The sequence below is a fragment of the Neotamlana nanhaiensis genome (assembly GCF_000943555.1).
Classification (GTDB): Bacteria; Bacteroidota; Bacteroidia; order Flavobacteriales; family Flavobacteriaceae; genus Neotamlana; species Neotamlana nanhaiensis.
In genome coordinates this window covers 456,957-472,251 of the sequence record NZ_JTDV01000002.1, presented here as the reverse complement: position 1 = coordinate 472,251, position 15,295 = coordinate 456,957, and the positions used below count along the sequence as shown (strand labels likewise).

The 15,295-nt window shown below is 33.4% G+C and carries 16 protein-coding genes; 6 read left to right on the top strand and 10 right to left on the bottom strand.

All coding sequences use genetic code 11. The features are described from left to right. Position 1: 1 nt before the first annotated feature. The 4 genes from PK35_RS05215 to PK35_RS05200 form a co-directional block, all read right to left on the bottom strand. Positions 2-1,480: a DUF5687 family protein gene (locus PK35_RS05215; protein WP_044625619.1), complete on the bottom strand. Its 1,479-nt coding sequence runs from the start codon at positions 1,478-1,480 to the stop codon at positions 2-4. A 1-nt stretch (position 1,481) separates the two neighbouring features. Further along, positions 1,482-1,889: a DUF2059 domain-containing protein gene (locus PK35_RS05210; protein WP_044625618.1), complete on the bottom strand. Its 408-nt coding sequence runs from the start codon at positions 1,887-1,889 to the stop codon at positions 1,482-1,484. Positions 1,890-1,950: 61 nt separating this feature from the next. Then, positions 1,951-2,643, bottom strand: coding sequence for a hypothetical protein (locus PK35_RS17120; protein ID WP_052825883.1), 693 nt, complete (start codon positions 2,641-2,643; stop codon positions 1,951-1,953). Between the two features lie 9 nt (positions 2,644-2,652). Continuing rightward, complete coding sequence (locus PK35_RS05200; RefSeq protein ID WP_044625617.1) at positions 2,653-2,982, bottom strand: PadR family transcriptional regulator; 330 nt, start codon at positions 2,980-2,982, stop codon at positions 2,653-2,655. A gap of 110 nt (positions 2,983-3,092) precedes the next feature. Between PK35_RS05200 and PK35_RS05195 the strand changes: the two genes are divergently transcribed. Further along, positions 3,093-4,154 carry a ferredoxin--NADP reductase gene (locus tag PK35_RS05195; protein WP_044625616.1) on the top strand — a complete coding sequence of 354 codons (1,062 nt, stop codon included), beginning with the start codon at positions 3,093-3,095 and terminating at the stop codon, positions 4,152-4,154. A gap of 58 nt (positions 4,155-4,212) precedes the next feature. On the opposite strand, the gene PK35_RS05190 is transcribed toward PK35_RS05195, so the two are convergent. After that, positions 4,213-5,235 (bottom strand): glycosyltransferase family 9 protein, encoded by a 1,023-nt coding sequence (locus PK35_RS05190; protein WP_044625615.1) that lies wholly within the window; start codon positions 5,233-5,235, stop codon positions 4,213-4,215. A gap of 79 nt (positions 5,236-5,314) precedes the next feature. After that, positions 5,315-5,920, bottom strand: coding sequence for a DUF4254 domain-containing protein (locus PK35_RS05185; RefSeq protein ID WP_044625614.1), 606 nt, complete (start codon positions 5,918-5,920; stop codon positions 5,315-5,317). Positions 5,921-6,067: 147 nt separating this feature from the next. On the opposite strand from PK35_RS05185, the gene upp reads away from it, so the two are divergent. Then, complete coding sequence (upp, locus tag PK35_RS05180; protein ID WP_044625613.1) at positions 6,068-6,727, top strand: uracil phosphoribosyltransferase; 660 nt, start codon at positions 6,068-6,070, stop codon at positions 6,725-6,727. Here the strand turns inward: upp and PK35_RS05175 are convergent. After that, on the bottom strand, positions 6,716-7,639 hold the full coding sequence (locus tag PK35_RS05175) for a DUF6427 family protein (RefSeq protein ID WP_044625612.1): 924 nt from the start codon (positions 7,637-7,639) through the stop codon (positions 6,716-6,718). The two genes, upp and PK35_RS05175, sit on opposite strands and share 12 nt — an antisense overlap. Before the next feature lie 67 nt (positions 7,640-7,706). Here PK35_RS05175 and PK35_RS05170 point away from each other — a divergent pair, with 67 nt between their 5' ends. Continuing rightward, the gene (locus PK35_RS05170) at positions 7,707-7,934 is read left to right on the top strand and encodes a DUF6341 family protein (protein WP_044625611.1); all 228 of its coding nucleotides are present in this window, start codon (positions 7,707-7,709) and stop codon (positions 7,932-7,934) included. On the opposite strand, the gene purD is transcribed toward PK35_RS05170, so the two are convergent. Beyond that, positions 7,929-9,203, bottom strand: coding sequence for a phosphoribosylamine--glycine ligase (gene purD, locus PK35_RS05165; protein WP_044625610.1), 1,275 nt, complete (start codon positions 9,201-9,203; stop codon positions 7,929-7,931). The two genes, PK35_RS05170 and purD, sit on opposite strands and share 6 nt — an antisense overlap. An 85-nt stretch (positions 9,204-9,288) precedes the next feature. On the opposite strand from purD, the gene PK35_RS05160 reads away from it, so the two are divergent. The 3 genes from PK35_RS05160 to PK35_RS05150 are packed head-to-tail and all read left to right on the top strand — an operon-like array spanning position 9,289 to position 12,862. Further along, complete coding sequence (locus PK35_RS05160; RefSeq protein ID WP_044625609.1) at positions 9,289-10,605, top strand: phenylacetate--CoA ligase family protein; 1,317 nt, start codon at positions 9,289-9,291, stop codon at positions 10,603-10,605. Continuing rightward, positions 10,605-11,699, top strand: a complete 1,095-nt coding sequence (gene wecB, locus PK35_RS05155) for a non-hydrolyzing UDP-N-acetylglucosamine 2-epimerase (RefSeq protein ID WP_044625608.1) — start codon at positions 10,605-10,607, stop codon at positions 11,697-11,699. Before PK35_RS05160 ends, wecB begins: the two co-directional genes overlap by 1 nt. Next, positions 11,699-12,862, top strand: coding sequence for a glycosyltransferase family 4 protein (locus PK35_RS05150; RefSeq protein WP_044625607.1), 1,164 nt, complete (start codon positions 11,699-11,701; stop codon positions 12,860-12,862). Before wecB ends, PK35_RS05150 begins: the two co-directional genes overlap by 1 nt. On the opposite strand, the gene PK35_RS05145 is transcribed toward PK35_RS05150, so the two are convergent. Both PK35_RS05145 and PK35_RS05140 read right to left on the bottom strand, forming a co-directional pair. Further along, entirely contained in the window at positions 12,859-14,268 is a 1,410-nt protein-coding gene (locus PK35_RS05145) for an exopolysaccharide biosynthesis polyprenyl glycosylphosphotransferase (RefSeq protein ID WP_044625606.1), read from the bottom strand. The two genes, PK35_RS05150 and PK35_RS05145, sit on opposite strands and share 4 nt — an antisense overlap. A gap of 7 nt (positions 14,269-14,275) precedes the next feature. After that, entirely contained in the window at positions 14,276-15,259 is a 984-nt protein-coding gene (locus tag PK35_RS05140; protein WP_044625605.1) for a UDP-glucuronic acid decarboxylase family protein, read from the bottom strand. Positions 15,260-15,295: the final 36 nt, after the last annotated feature.

Sequence of the window (15,295 nt, the reverse complement as noted above, 5' to 3'; positions counted from 1 at the left end):
GTTAGTTATCTTGATCGAACGCATCAATCATTTTATATTTTGAATCTAAATATTTTGCCGTTATGGCTTTCATAAAAGGTTTGTGTAAAACTGCGCCAACAATTCCTAAACCAGCAATTATTGCGCATGCCATTTCGAAATTAACAAGGTAGTAAAACAAGGCAAACAGCCCCATTGGCAACAATAGCAACGGAATACCAATTAACCATTGTACGGCTCCTGTACCTTGATAATTAAACGCTGCTTTTTGCGATAAATCTATCTTTTTACGGTTAAACGAGCCACCTAATAAAATAACATGGGTGTTTACGCCAACATTATAAATGGCAGCAGCAAAATGTGCCACTAAAATTTTCCAACCAAAAAACACATACGGAATACCAAGCACAAATAAAATACCTACACTTATAGCCATTAATGTAAATTTAGATTTTAAATATTGCTCGTATTTTAAATTCTGACTCATTAGCAACTTGTAATAAGCGCTATCCCAGGCTGGAATAAACTGTCCGAAATTAATTAAGAAAATTCCTGTTGAAAATATACCTACAAAAATGAAAATGATTTCGAGGTTTTTAAACTGAGGGTTCGGATAAAAAAACAAACCATAAAACAAACCCATTGCCAACATTAACACTGAAGATTTTGTGCGTTTATTTCGCCAAATAAGTTTTAAATCGAGTTTTAAAAATGGGGCAATATCTCCAAAATTTTTAGTCCATTCTAAATTTGAAGCTTTTACCTCTTTCACTTTAGTTTTTAAGCCGCTATCTAAAAACAACTTTTGTGTTAATAATTTTTTATTAAACAGATATAACCCAACCAAAATAAATAACGGTATTAAAACATAAACAGGATTTTCGTAAATCGCATTAAAACCACTACCAACAATAGTGTTAAACGACACTAAGTTAAAATGATTTAAAGCGTACAAGCTACCTGTAAACGCTATTATTGGTAAAAATGAAAACTCGGTTTCGGCCGAAAAACTTTCAATAATAAAATTTAAAAAATTAATTATTAAAGTGGTTAAAACAACTGCTAGCATCCAACTTAAAACTGAAGCAACCGGATAATTTTTCACTAAAAGCATTACACCAAAGGGCACAATGGCAAATAAAGGCAAAAAATTAAAAAAGGATAAAGCCGATTTTCCTAAAACATAATTCACCACCTTACTTCGTTTTACAGGCAAGATTAGCAAAGGCTTTACAGCCATAACAGGTAGTTTTTGGAAGAAAAACCGAAATACTAAATCGATTAGAATCCAATAAAAAAGAACACTATTTAAAATATACAATGGTTCTTGATCTGGAAATTGTTTTTTTAAGCCAGGATACAGCACCAAACCAGCCCCCAAAAACATGACAATAAAATATAAGGCAAATAACCCCATAAAAATTTTAATCCCAATGCTTTTTCCAAAGCTCGCCGACCTAAAAAAGGCTTTCCATTCAAGTTTTATAAATTGACTAACCATTTTACATATGCTTTTGCGAAATGGCGTGTACTTCCATTCCCCAAGTTTGACCAAAAGCCATAGCTTTTTGAGTTAAGTCTAATTGCTTATGAGCTAATTTTTTTCCTAAATCGGTATTATAAAACGTAACGAGCTCTTTTATTTCGTCTTGCGTAAATTCGGCCATGTATAATTCTGCCATTTTTCCGTAAAGCCCATCAATTGTACCCATAGCTTCCTGCTTATATGCTTCTTTATTTGCTTCCGGAACAGCCACTCCTATTTGATCTATAGCTTTTACAAATGCATCACCTGCACCTGTTAGTTTTAAAAATTCAATAGTTTCGACTTTAAAAGCGGCATCGTCTTGCGCTTGAATTTGTGTAGTTAACCCTAAAACGAATAAGCAAATTAAAAATGATTTTTTCATGAAGAATGATAGTTTATTGTTAATTGAATTATTTGTAGTTAAAAGTATGTAAATGTTACACCTAAACAAACTTATATTCTGGAAACTGTTTTTGTGCCTCTAAACGTAATTTAGGAGTTACAATGTTTACAGCAACATAAAGCATGATAAAATAAAGCACCACCGCTACAGAAAATATAATTTGAAAAGTGAATGACCACGGGTCGTTTTCTGAAAAAATATTCGGCACATAAATACCCAAATTAAGAACATGTACCAAGCCACCTAACTGCGCCGTTACATGTTGAAACAACCAATTTTTACCTGTATCTTTTTTAATTTTTTTACGCTTTTTATGCTCTGTAACCAAGAAGTACAACTGAAAACCAAATAGTAAAACAAACACAGGAACCGCGACGTAATTTTTGTTTTCAACTACGTTTACTATTTTAAACAAAGCCCACATGCTAAATAAAGTAAGTACAATTTTAGGAAGCTTGAAGTATTGTTTGGTGTATTTATAAACTTGCTTACGGTAGTGTTTGGCTAAGGCTTTGCTTTTTTCTTCTAAAATATCTGAAAATCCAAAAATGCCAAATTTTTTAAACTCAAGTCTCAGTGCCTCCTCAAACTTTAACTTCGGGTTTTCTTGCCATTGCTGTTCTATACCATTGGCTAAATGATCGACCAATTCTGTTTGCACATCATAAAACTCAACATAGTGTAACGCTGTGAATTTGTACAATTGTTGTATTTGACTTTCTGTTATTTTCATAATTATTTATTACGCCAATTTACCAACCAAAGCTTGCATGGTCTTTATATAGTTTTGCAACTCCTCTAATTTGTTAACGGTTTCTTTGGTGCCGCTTTCGGTAAGTTTGTAATATTTACGTAGTCTGTTTTCAACCTTTACCACCTCAACATCCAACATTCCATCGGCTTCTAATTTGTGTAATGACGGGTAAAGCGCTCCTTCGGTTATATTCAGTTCACCTTTCGTAAGCTCTTTAACCTTCTGGGTAATTTCGTACCCATACATCTTATCATGCTCATTTAAAAGCTTCAAAATGATTGTGGTTAAACTTCCTTTATACAATTTCGAGTTTGGCATAAATCAAATATACAGAAAAATACTATACATAAGAATTTTAGGTATTAATTTTTTTAGAAAAACAGGGTAAACAATTTAGGCTTCCTTATTTTTGCTAAAAATTTATTTTCATGGCGTCATTTTACAACCTTTCTATAAAAAACATCACTCGTTTAACAGACAAAGCAGTTAGCATAACCTTTAATTTACCAGAAACCTTAAAGGATACTTTTAATTACAAAGCTGGTCAATACATTACTTTAAAAACAACTATTGATGGTAACGAAGTGCGCAGAGATTATTCACTTTGCGATGCGCCAAACAGTGGCAATTTAACCGTAGCCGTAAAAGCCGTTGAAGATGGTACGTTCTCAGTTTACGCAAATAACACCCTGCAAGTAGGCGACACTATTGAAGTTGCTCCACCAAAGGGTCGTTTTACATTTACACCAAAAGATAACAAAACCAAAAACATTGCCCTTTTTGCTGCTGGTAGTGGTATTACGCCAATTCTTGGCATTATAAAAACCGCCTTAACCGAAGAAAGCAATAGTAAAATTGTGTTGGTATATGGTAATAAAACTACTGCCGATACCATGTTTTTAAACGAACTGTTAGAACTTCAAAATGAGTATAACGAACGTTTTTCAATTCAGTTTGTGTTTAGCCAACAAGACGAAGCCGATGCTGTATTTGGTCGTATTGAAAAAAGCACCATTAACTATGTTGTAAAAAATAAATACAAGCATATTGAGGCCAATGCTTACTACATTTGTGGACCAGAAGGCATGATTCATACTGTAAAAGATGTGTTGACAGAACATGGCATTGCCGAAGATTTAATACATTTTGAACTATTTAAAGCCTCAAAGGCAGAAACCGAGGTTAAAAATGCAGCAATTGCTACAAACGGAAAAACCAACATTACCGTTACCGTTGATGATGAAACCACAAGCTTTGAAATGGATGCGAAACAAACCATTCTTGAAGCCGCACTTGATGAAGATTTAGACGCACCCTACTCGTGCCAAGGCGGCATTTGCAGTAGCTGTTTAGCTCGTGTTACTGAAGGCGAAGCAACGATGAGACAAAATAATATTTTAACTGAAGCTGAAGTTGCTGAAGGTTTAATTTTAACTTGTCAAGCACATCCAACAACCCCAAGTATTACGGTTGATTTTGATGATGTGTAGGCCCCCTCTGTCCTACGGACATCTCCCCCAAAGGGTGAGAACTCATGAGAAGAACTATTTATAAAATCGACATTATTTTCCCAACAACAGTTTCAGGAGCAATGCTACCAGCAGCTTCTTTGTAATGTTCAGGGTATGTATTACCGTAAATTGAAGTTGGTATTAACGGAAATTTATCACGGTTAGCAAGTAATGCATAATCTTCAGGTTGATTAAAAGGTGCAAATCCCGCATACGGATGCGTTACACCCCAAATAGTAACAACTTTTACACCTAACATAGCCGCTAAATGGCCGTTACCAGAATCCATAGAAAGCATTAGGTTTAAGTTGGAAATTAAGTTTAATTCTTCGCTAAGCGATAATTTTCCTGCAACACTAACAACATTATCAAACCGTTTTTCAATGCCTTTTAAAACTTTTATTTCGTGAGCACCGCCACCAAATAAAATCACTTTATAATGTTTAGAAAGCGATTTTATTACCGTTTTCATTTGCTCAATTGGGTACATTTTTCCTTCATGTGCTGCAAATGGTGCAATGCCAATTAAATTATCGGTTTTAGTACCAATTAGTCGTAGAATAGCATCATTTAAAACAGCCCTTTCGGGGAAGGTTGGCTGGTCTAAATTCAACTTAAAACCTAAAGCTTCAAAAACATCGGCATACCGTTGATACGTTGTTTTAAGTGGCTTAAAAATCTCGCCTTTAGTGAGCTGCTTTTTTTCCTTTCGGCCTTTATCGATTGTTGCTATTAACTTGCATTTTAAAAAACGCTTTAAAATTTTACTTCTTAAAACATTGTGCAAATCGGCAATAGCATCAAAACCGTTGGTTTTATTGAGCTGTTTGGCTAATTTGTAAATTCCTAAAACACCTTTGTGATCACCTTTTACATCGGCCACAGCCACAGTTACCTGTTTTAAATCTTTAAAAAAAGGCGCAAAAAAAGCCCGAGTTAAAACCGTAATTTTAACCTCGGGATATTGTATGGTTAATGCTCGCAACACAGGCACCGTCATTGCTACATCGCCCATGGCCGATAAGCGAATAACGAGTATGTGTTTTGGTAATTTAGACATCACTTTAAACTATGTCATATAATGTTGATCGAAAAATCTTCTGTAATTAAGATTCTTCGCTTCGCTCTGAATGACAACTCTACTTCTGCGAACGTAACACTGGGTTTAATTCGTCGTCGTTGTACATTTTCATTTGCTTGTACACTTTCATGTATTTATCGCCGTTTTCAATATCATTTAAAAGCGTATCGATAGCTGTTGATAAATCCACACGTTGCTCTAATAAAATATCAAGTTTCTTTTGGCATGCTTCGCGGTGTGCATCAGAGGCATCTTCACGCGTCGCTTCCTCATTCATGTGATAAATTTTTAATGCTAAAATTGATAATCTATCAATACCCCAAGCAGGACTTTCGGTGTTTATAGTGGCATCATCTTTTGCGGTTACATCTTTATATTTTTCTAGCAAATAACTATCGATGTACTCCACCATATCGGTTCTATCTTGGTTTGATGCATCAATTTGACGCTTCAATTTTAAAGCTGCTACAGGATCAATTTGCGGATCGCGAATAATATCTTCGTAATGCCATTGTACCGTATCAATCCAACATTTTCTGTATAATAAATGCTCTATTAAATCGCTTTTTGGATAAGCGTTTTCAAAAGGCTGATCTACAGTGTTAATAATGTGATATTTTTCAATGACGTCTTGAAATATTTTGTTGGCTTTACTTGTAAACATGTTCTAAAAATTTGATGTGCAAAATTACATAATTTATATAAGATTACACTATTAATAAATTAATGTCGTTTTTTTTATTCTTTTAAATCGAAATCACCTATTTGATATTTAATAATTAACTTTACTTACCATATTAATTCACTACCCATGCATATTCACAACATTTCTACAGAAAACTCAATTTTAAACCAATTTATTGCTGAAATTCGAGATAAAACCATTCAAAAAGATAGTATGCGCTTTCGCAGAAATATTGAACGTATTGGTGAAATTTTAGGGTATGAAATAAGTAAAAGCCTAAGCTATAAAAGTACTTCAGTTGAAACACCTCTAGGAACAAGCACAACATTTTTACCTGATAGCGAGATTGTATTATGCTCCATTCTACGTGCTGGTGTGCCTTTGCATAACGGACTATTAAATTATTTTGACAATGCCGAAAATGCCTTTATATCGGCCTATCGCCACCACAAAGAAAACCCCGAAACCTTTGAAATTGTTGTTGAATATTTAGCTTGCCCAAGCTTAGAAGGAAAAACTCTTATTCTAGCCGATCCTATGCTTGCCACTGGACAATCAATGCTAGCTACTTTTGAAGCATTAAAACCATTTGGAACACCTAAAGAAGTACATTTAATAAGTGTTATTGGCGCACAAGAAGGTGTAGATTTTGTAAACAAAAATTTTGATGACAACACACATTTGTGGATTGCAGCCGTAGACAAAAACCTCAATGATAAAGGCTATATTATACCAGGTTTAGGTGATGCTGGAGATTTAGCTTTTGGTGAAAAGTTACAGCATTAAAAGTATAAAAGGCGCAAAGATTAAGACCCCTAAAAAAATTTCTTTAAACCATTTTTCGTGAATAACTTCAATGTAATTGGTTATAATAATTGCTAAGGGTGCGAATAGGAATAAAAACTCGCTTCCGTTTTTACTTGGCACGATTATAACCAATAAAAAGGCAATAATGGCTGCAAAAATAATAGTAGTAAACGACGCGCGAAACGCCTTTTTCTTCTTTTTAATATTATTTAAATAAAACATAGAAGACCATGCACCAAAAGAAAACAACAGCGTTATTGCAATAATATAACTTAAAGAATTGTATGTACTAAAATCGAAACTTACAGAAAAAGATTGATCGATAAACTGAAAGTAATTATCATAAAAAATAATTGATACCGCTACCGATAACACAAAAACCGTTAGTATACCTAAAAATGGAATAATCCAATGCCTTAAATTTCCATCGGAAAACAAAATAAGCGATAAAATTATAAGCGCAAAAAACAAGACCGACCAAAAGTAAAATAGTGCCGCAATACCAATCCAAAAAGCAGCATCAAACAACTTCTCTTTCGTGTTCTTTGGTGTTCTTAAACTTATTAATCGCCTTAATGCCAGTAAAATAAACAAATTTGAGATTAAAACATTGGTATGTTGGGTAGTTGGCGTAATGAGTAATAAAAACAGACTAAAAAGCAACATTTCGTAATTGTCCTTTTGCGATAAACTGTTTTTATTTACTATAAAATTAAGCAGCAAAATAGAGCCAAAAACAATCGCGACCAAACCTGCCAATTTTACAAAAAAATTAAAATCTAAAGTGCTATTTATAACACCCAATTTACCAATTAACAAGGCTAATAAGGCAATAAAAAATACGATGATAAAATTTATTGATTTAGATTTTTTAAAAAAACTTGTTATCATTAACTGTTTTTGTATTTTTGCTATGTAAATATACTAACAATTACGAGTTAGAAAACACAATTACACTATGAAAGATTTCTTTTACGCTATACAAGACTTATTTGTAAATGTTCTTTTTGCTCCAATGGATGGGATAAAAAAACTAGAACTAGAAAACTGGTGGGCAGCCAACACCATTTCTTGGATTTTCATCATTATTTGTATGGCCGCCATAGTTTACTGGTTAAAACAATTACAGATATTTAATAAAACCGAAGCTGAAGACAAAAGCGTTTCTTCGCATTCGTTTCTATAAATCGAAACCAATATCTTTACGGTAATACATCTTATCAAAATGTAGTTTTTCTATACTTTGGTAAGATTTTTTTATGGCCTCTTGGTACGTCTCTCCATAAGAGGTTATCGAAATTACACGTCCGCCAGAAGTTACAACTTTACCATCTTTTAATTGTGCACCTGCATGAAATGGAATAGATTCGGTGATATTCTCAACACCTGTAATTTCTTTTCCTTTTTCGTAAGCTTCAGGATAACCACCCGAAACAACCATTATGGTTGTAGCAGCACGCTCATCAATTTCAATATTAACTTTATCAAGCGTTTGGTTTGCCATAGCATCTAAAACCTCAACTAAATCGTTTTTAAGTCTTGGGAAAACCACTTCGGTTTCTGGATCGCCCATACGCACGTTATACTCAATAACCTTTGGGTCATCGTTTTCAACTTTTATCAAACCAATAAACACAAAACCGACATAAGGTAATTTATCTTTTGCAAAACCATCAATAGTTGGTTTTACAATGCGCTCTTCAATTTTATTTAAAAATTCTGGCGTTGCAAATGGCACCGGAGAAACGGCACCCATTCCGCCTGTATTTAAACCAGTATCGCCTTCGCCAATACGCTTATAATCTTTAGCAGTTGGCAGGATTTTGTAGTTTTTACCATCGGTAAGTACAAAACAACTTAGCTCGATACCATCTAAAAACTCTTCAATAACCACTTTGGCACTAGCATCGCCAAATTTAGCATCCACAAGCATGCTTTTTAATTCGGCTTTAGCTTCATCAATATCATTTAAAATCACCACACCTTTACCCGCTGCTAATCCATCAGCTTTTAAAACATAAGGTGGTTTTAAACTTTCTAAAAAGGCGTAACCTGCTTCAACATTATCTTTTGTAAAACTCTCATAAGCAGCCGTTGGTATGTTGTGTCTGCTCATAAATTCTTTGGCAAACTCTTTACTACCTTCAAGTTCGGCAGCTACTTTTTGTGGCCCAATAACCGATACGTGTTTTAAATCAGAATCATTTAAAAAGTAATCGTGAACGCCTTTTACAAGTGGTGCTTCTGGCCCAACAACAACCAAATCTATGGCTTCTTTTAACACTAAGGCTTTAATGGCATCAAAGTCGGTTTCGCTAATGTTTACATTGGTTGCAACCTCGGCAGTTCCCGAATTTCCTGGTGCTACAAATAAGTTTTTGCATTTATCGCTTTGTGCTATTTTCCAAGCAAAGGTGTGCTCTCTTCCGCCAGAGCCAAGTATTAAAATGTTCATGAGTTTTGTTGTTTGCACAAAAATAAACTAATGCTTTAAATACACGAATTATTTTTAGTTACTTTACCTAATAATTTTCTTTACGTTGAACGTATTCGATTTTTCTTTAAAACTAAACGGCTTTCCTATTGCGAAGGCTAAACGCGTTTTAAAAAATATTCAAAGTAAAACCGAAAACGATTTTAACGCTTTCGCGGAAGTGCAAAAACGTGCTATTGTAGCTTATCATTTAGAGCATAATCCGTTTTACAAATCCTTCGGAAAACAAATCGATTTAAACGATTGGAACAGCATTCCTGTAATGACCAAAGCCGATTTACAGCAACCGCTAGAACAACGTTTAAGTGAAGGTTTTACAAGAAAAAATATTTACATTAACAAAACTTCGGGTTCGTCTGGGCATCCGTTTCTTTTTGCAAAAGATAAGTTTTGTCATGCCTTAACTTGGGCGGTTATTCAAAACCGATTTGGTTGGTATAACATTAATTTTAATAGCTCCAAACAAGCCCGATTTTATGGTATCCCGTTGGACAAAGCAGGTTATTATAAAGAACGTTTTAAAGATTTTTTGAGTCACCGTTATCGGTTTTCGGTGTTTGATTTAAGTGACGAGGCTTTTGAAGCTACTTTACAAAAATTTAAAACCACTACATTCCATTACATAAATGGTTATACTAGCGCCATAGTACAGTTTGGGAAGTTTCTTCAGCAAAAAAACGTTATTTTAAAATCGGTTTGCCCAAGTTTGAATGTTTGCGTGGTGACTTCCGAAATGCTTTTTGAAGTCGACAAAACACTATTAGAAACTCAATTTGGAATTCCTATAGTAAACGAATATGGCGCATCCGAGCTTGATTTAATCGCCTTTCAAAACCCAAACGGAAACTGGCAGCTTAATAGTGAAACCTTATTTATTGAAATTCTTGATGAACATAATAACGTGCTACCACATGGTGAAACAGGTCGCATTGTAATTACTTCTCTTTACAACAAAGCGCACCCGTTTATTCGCTACGACATTGGCGATATTGGTGTAATTAGTAAAAAAAGTACACCTAAAACACCAATTTTAGAAAATCTAACAGGAAGAACAAACGATATTGTAATTTTGCCTAGCGGAAAAAAAGCTGCAGGTTTAACCTTTTATTACATTACCAAAAGCATTATAGAAAACGATGGCATCGTTAAAGAATTTGTAATTGAACAACTAAAACTTGATACTTTTAAGATTATTTATGTTGGAAACGAAAGGCTTTCCGAAGCAAAAAAGCAAACCATAAACCAAGAAATTGAACATTATCTTGAAAGCGGATTGCAAATTATTTACGAAAAACAAAACAACCTAAACCGACAAAAAAGTGGTAAATTGAAACAATTTACCTCGCATTTAAATCAAAACTAATGAATATTACCATAGTTGCAGGCGCACGACCTAATTTTATGAAAATAGCCCCAATTATTGACGCTATTAAACAAAAGCAAACCGAAGGTTATAACATGAATTTTAGGTTGGTTCACACTGGGCAACACTACGATAAAAATTTAAGCGGTACTTTTTTTGAAGAGCTTAATATTCCGCTTCCTGATGTAAACTTAGATGTAAAAAGCGGCACCCAAGCCGAACAAACCGCAGGTATCATGATTGGTTTTGAAAACGAACTCGCCAAAAACCCGTGTGATTTAGTATTGGTTGTAGGCGATGTAACCTCAACCATGGCTTGTACCATTGTGGGAAAAAAAGCAGGCATAGATGTGGCGCATGTTGAAGCGGGAATTCGCTCTGGCGACATGCGTATGCCCGAAGAAATTAATCGTATTGTAACCGATAGTTTAACCGATTATTTTTTTACAACATCAACCATTGCGAACAAAAACTTACAGGATTTAGGTGTAAAACCTGAGCAAATTTATTTTGTGGGGAATGTGATGATTGACACCTTAAGAAAAAATGAACCAAGACTAAAACAACCAAAAATTTGGAAAACTTTAAATCTAAAACAAAAGCACTATTTAGTAATAACTTTGCATAGACCAAGTAATGTAGATGAAGAACAGCAACTCAAATCGCTAATTACTAAAATTGTTACTTTGGGTAAAGATTTACCCATTATTTTCCCAGTGCATCCACGCACAAAAAAACTGCTTGAAGGGCTGGATTTAAGTTTTGAAAATTTACATTATACCAATCCGCTAGGGTATTTAGAGTTTAATTATTTAGTAAAACATGCGCTTGGTGTTTTAACAGATTCTGGTGGCATCACTGAAGAAACCACGGTTATGAACGTGCCTTGTATTACACTTCGCGAAAACACCGAACGCCCTGAAACCTGCGATATTGGGACAAATATTTTAGTAGGAAGCGATAGCAAAAAAATTGAATCTGCCTTTAAAAATTTATTGGCAAACAACTGGAAACAAGGTCATATTCCAGAATTATGGGACGGACATGCCGCAGAACGAATTGCTAATCACCTAGTTGAAATTTACGAGTTATAGTGAACGATATTTTAATAATAACCAACTACTTTCCTCCTGAAACAGGAGCTGCATCGAACCGTATTTTTCATTTAGCTGAAGGTTTACAAAAACACAACTTTAAGGTTTCGGTTATCACACCTTTACCTAACTATCCAAAAGGTAAAATTTTTGATGGTTACCGTGGTACTTTCAAAAAAACATCAATCGAAAACAATATCACTATTCACCGTTTATGGATTTACGCGAGCAACTCTAAAAATAGACTGAAACGCCTTATCGCTATGTTATCCTATAGCTTTAGTTTGATTTGGTTTTTCATGTGGAACAAACTTCCTGAGAAAGTTATCGTGCAATCGCCACCGCTTTTAGTAGCTTTTACTTGTATGTTTTTTATAAGAAATAAGAAACGTAAACTTATTTTAAATGTAAGCGACTTATGGCCTATTGCGGGTTTAGAGCTTGGTGCATTTAAAAAGAATTTTAGCTACAAACTTTTAGAACGCATAGAGCGATTTAATTACAAAAAAGCCGATTTAGTATTAGGACAAAGTGAAGAAATTTTAACGCATATAACATCCCTTTTCCCTAAAAAAGAAACTTTTTTATATCGAAATTTTCCCGATTTCGAGCCGCCAAAACTCATTGAAAAACCTAATGAAACCGGTAAAATTAAAATGGTATATGCTGGTTTATTAGGCATTGCGCAAGGCATTTACAAGCTTTGTACAGAGCTAGATTATAACAAGGTTCAATTTCATATTTATGGGGCTGGCGCCGAAAAAGATAAAATTGAAAACCTAATTAATACAAATTCCGACTTTGACATTGTTTATCATGGTGAAATTGCTCGTTCAGAACTTCATAAAGCACTCTTACAATACGATTTAACGATAATTCCACTACTTAATAGAATTTATGGTTCTGTACCTTCAAAAATATTTGAATACGGTAAATTAGGGTTTCCAATGTTATATTTTGGCGGTGGTGAAGGCGAAAACATTATTGAAACTTATAATTTAGGATGGGTTGCACCTCCTACCAATTATGAAGCTTTGAACCTTCAGCTTTCAAAGCTAAATAACGCAGATTTAAGTTTTGAATTTAAAACGCAGATACAAAAAACTGCCTTACTAAATTTTAATTTTGAAAGGCAGTTGAAAGATTTAATAGAATATCTTTAATATGCTTTTTCTTCTCCTTTTATAATATTAAAAAGTGTTTGAAAAATAATATTTATATCTAATACCAACGACCAGTTTTCAATATAAAAATTATCATATTTAATTCGATTTATAATATCGGTGTCAAGTTCAACTTCCCCTCTATAACCGCTCACTTGAGCCAAACCTGTAATTCCAGGTTTTATATGATGCCTGTAAATAAAATTGTACTTATCTACTTTTTTAGAATATTCATCGGTATAAGTTAACATATGTGGTCTTGGGCCAACAACACTCATATCTCCACGTAATACATTAATAAATTGCGGTAATTCATCAAGGTTTGTTCGTCTTAAAAACTTTCCGACTTTTGTTAATCTGTCATCATTTTGTTTTACATAGGTTCCTTTAACTTCCTGTGTTGTTTTTAACGATCTAAACTTATAACAATAAAATTCTTTATAATTAATACCATTACGCTTATGCCTGTAAAACAATGGTCCTTTTGAGTCTATTTTTATAATAATAAATAAAATTATTGACACCCAAGAAAACAAAAAAACTAACACAAAAATAGAGAAAACAACATCGAAAGTTCGTTTTAAAAATTTATTAAATCCATTATTAAGTGGGCCTTCCTGAATTGAGAATACAGGGAGAAAAGCATAATAATCTGCTCTGAGGCGCTTTTTAAATAATTTGGAGGTTTTAGGAATAAACTTTATATTACTTTTATTAATATTTGCGAGTTTAACTAATTCGTTTACCTCTTTTTCTGCTAATTCATCAATGGCGCAAAAAATTTCATCGACAACTATATTATTAATTAAATACTCTAGTCCTTCTTTAATTGTGCCTGTTCTATTTAAATAATTTTTATCACTAAAAAAGGCATTAATATTATATCCTAATTCCTTTTGTTTTGTGAAAATTGAAATTAATTCATCGATATTTTCACCTTCACCAAAAACAACAATATTTCTAATATTTCCTTTAAAGTATACGCGAAAAGCTTTTAAAATTAAATACGATACTATTTTTAACGTACCAATTGCTAAAAAAACAACACTTACATACTTTATTACAATAAAAGCTTGAATGTTAACACTTCTAAAAAAACCAATAAATGCAAAAACACCAATTAAAAAAACAACATATTGCTTAATAAGTAATATTGTTATTTTTAAAAAAGACGAATACCTATAAACCTCGTAAAATCTAATTAATGATGCAGAAAACAACCAAAATAAAGAAGAGTAAACGATAAAAAAATACTGCTGATTATTTATTCTATCGAATGCAAAAAAATATAAATCTTGCTCATTAAATTGTAAAAAATAATGAGCAAGAATATTTATGAATAATAAATCTAATGCAATTAGTATAGGTCGTAATAACCACGAAAATCTTCCGCGTTTATATTCCATACACTAATTATTTAATAAAACCTGTAAAGTCTTTATGTTCACTCTTATAAAGTTCTTCTTCGGTTAAGCTTTTAAAATAATCGAAGGTAATTTTCATACCTTCCGCACGATCTACTTTTGGTTCCCAACCTAAAATTTTCTTTGCTAACGTAATATCTGGTTGTCTTTGCATAGGGTCGTTTACAGGCAAATCTTTGTATATTATTTTTTGAGTTGTTCCTGTAAGTTTTATAATTTCTTCTGCAAAATCTTTAATCGTAATTTCATGCGGATTTCCAATATTTATAGGATGTGCATAATCGCTTAAAAGTAAACGATAAACACCCTCAACTTGGTCTTCTACATAACAGAATGAACGTGTTTGAGAACCATCGCCAAAAACCGTTAAATCTTCACCGCGTAAAGCTTGCCCCATAAAAGCAGGTATTACGCGTCCGTCATTTAGTCGCATTCTTGGACCATAAGTATTAAATATACGCACAATTCTAGTTTCTACACCATGAAACGTATGATAAGCCATGGTTATAGATTCTTGGAAACGCTTAGCTTCATCGTAAACTCCACGAGGTCCAATGGTATTTACATTTCCATAATAATCTTCGGTTTGTGGGTGCACTAAAGGATCACCATAAATTTCAGAAGTTGATGCTATTAAAATTCTCGCTTTTTTGGCTTTTGCTAAACCCAATAAATTATGGGTTCCTAAAGAGCCTACTTTTAAGGTTTGAATAGGAATTTTTAAATAATCGATAGGACTTGCTGGCGATGCAAAATGAAGAATGTAATCTAAATCACCTTCAAAATCGATATATTTGGTAACGTCATGATCAATAAACTCGAAATCAGGGTTATTAGCTAAATGGCTTATGTTTTTAGAATCGCCAGTAATAAAATTATCCATTCCAAAAACCTTATATCCTTCTTTAAGAAAGCGATCGCATAAATGAGAGCCTAAAAAACCTGCCGCTCCAGTAATTAATATTTTTTTCATGAGTGTTATTGTTGTGTTTAAACCTATGTATTTGTT

Coding starts and splice junctions, on each gene's coding strand:
- PK35_RS05215 (WP_044625619.1), bottom strand. CDS start 1,480: ATGGTTAGTCAATTTATAAAACTTGAATGGAAAGCCTTTTTTAGGTCG.
- PK35_RS05210 (WP_044625618.1), bottom strand. CDS start 1,889: ATGAAAAAATCATTTTTAATTTGCTTATTCGTTTTAGGGTTAACTACA.
- PK35_RS17120 (WP_052825883.1), bottom strand. CDS start 2,643: ATGAAAATAACAGAAAGTCAAATACAACAATTGTACAAATTCACAGCG.
- PK35_RS05200 (WP_044625617.1), bottom strand. CDS start 2,982: ATGCCAAACTCGAAATTGTATAAAGGAAGTTTAACCACAATCATTTTG.
- PK35_RS05195 (WP_044625616.1), top strand. CDS start 3,093: ATGGCGTCATTTTACAACCTTTCTATAAAAAACATCACTCGTTTAACA.
- PK35_RS05190 (WP_044625615.1), bottom strand. CDS start 5,235: ATGTCTAAATTACCAAAACACATACTCGTTATTCGCTTATCGGCCATG.
- PK35_RS05185 (WP_044625614.1), bottom strand. CDS start 5,920: ATGTTTACAAGTAAAGCCAACAAAATATTTCAAGACGTCATTGAAAAA.
- upp (WP_044625613.1), top strand. CDS start 6,068: ATGCATATTCACAACATTTCTACAGAAAACTCAATTTTAAACCAATTT.
- PK35_RS05175 (WP_044625612.1), bottom strand. CDS start 7,639: ATGATAACAAGTTTTTTTAAAAAATCTAAATCAATAAATTTTATCATC.
- PK35_RS05170 (WP_044625611.1), top strand. CDS start 7,707: ATGAAAGATTTCTTTTACGCTATACAAGACTTATTTGTAAATGTTCTT.
- purD (WP_044625610.1), bottom strand. CDS start 9,203: ATGAACATTTTAATACTTGGCTCTGGCGGAAGAGAGCACACCTTTGCT.
- wecB (WP_044625608.1), top strand. CDS start 10,605: ATGAATATTACCATAGTTGCAGGCGCACGACCTAATTTTATGAAAATA.
- PK35_RS05145 (WP_044625606.1), bottom strand. CDS start 14,268: ATGGAATATAAACGCGGAAGATTTTCGTGGTTATTACGACCTATACTA.
- PK35_RS05140 (WP_044625605.1), bottom strand. CDS start 15,259: ATGAAAAAAATATTAATTACTGGAGCGGCAGGTTTTTTAGGCTCTCAT.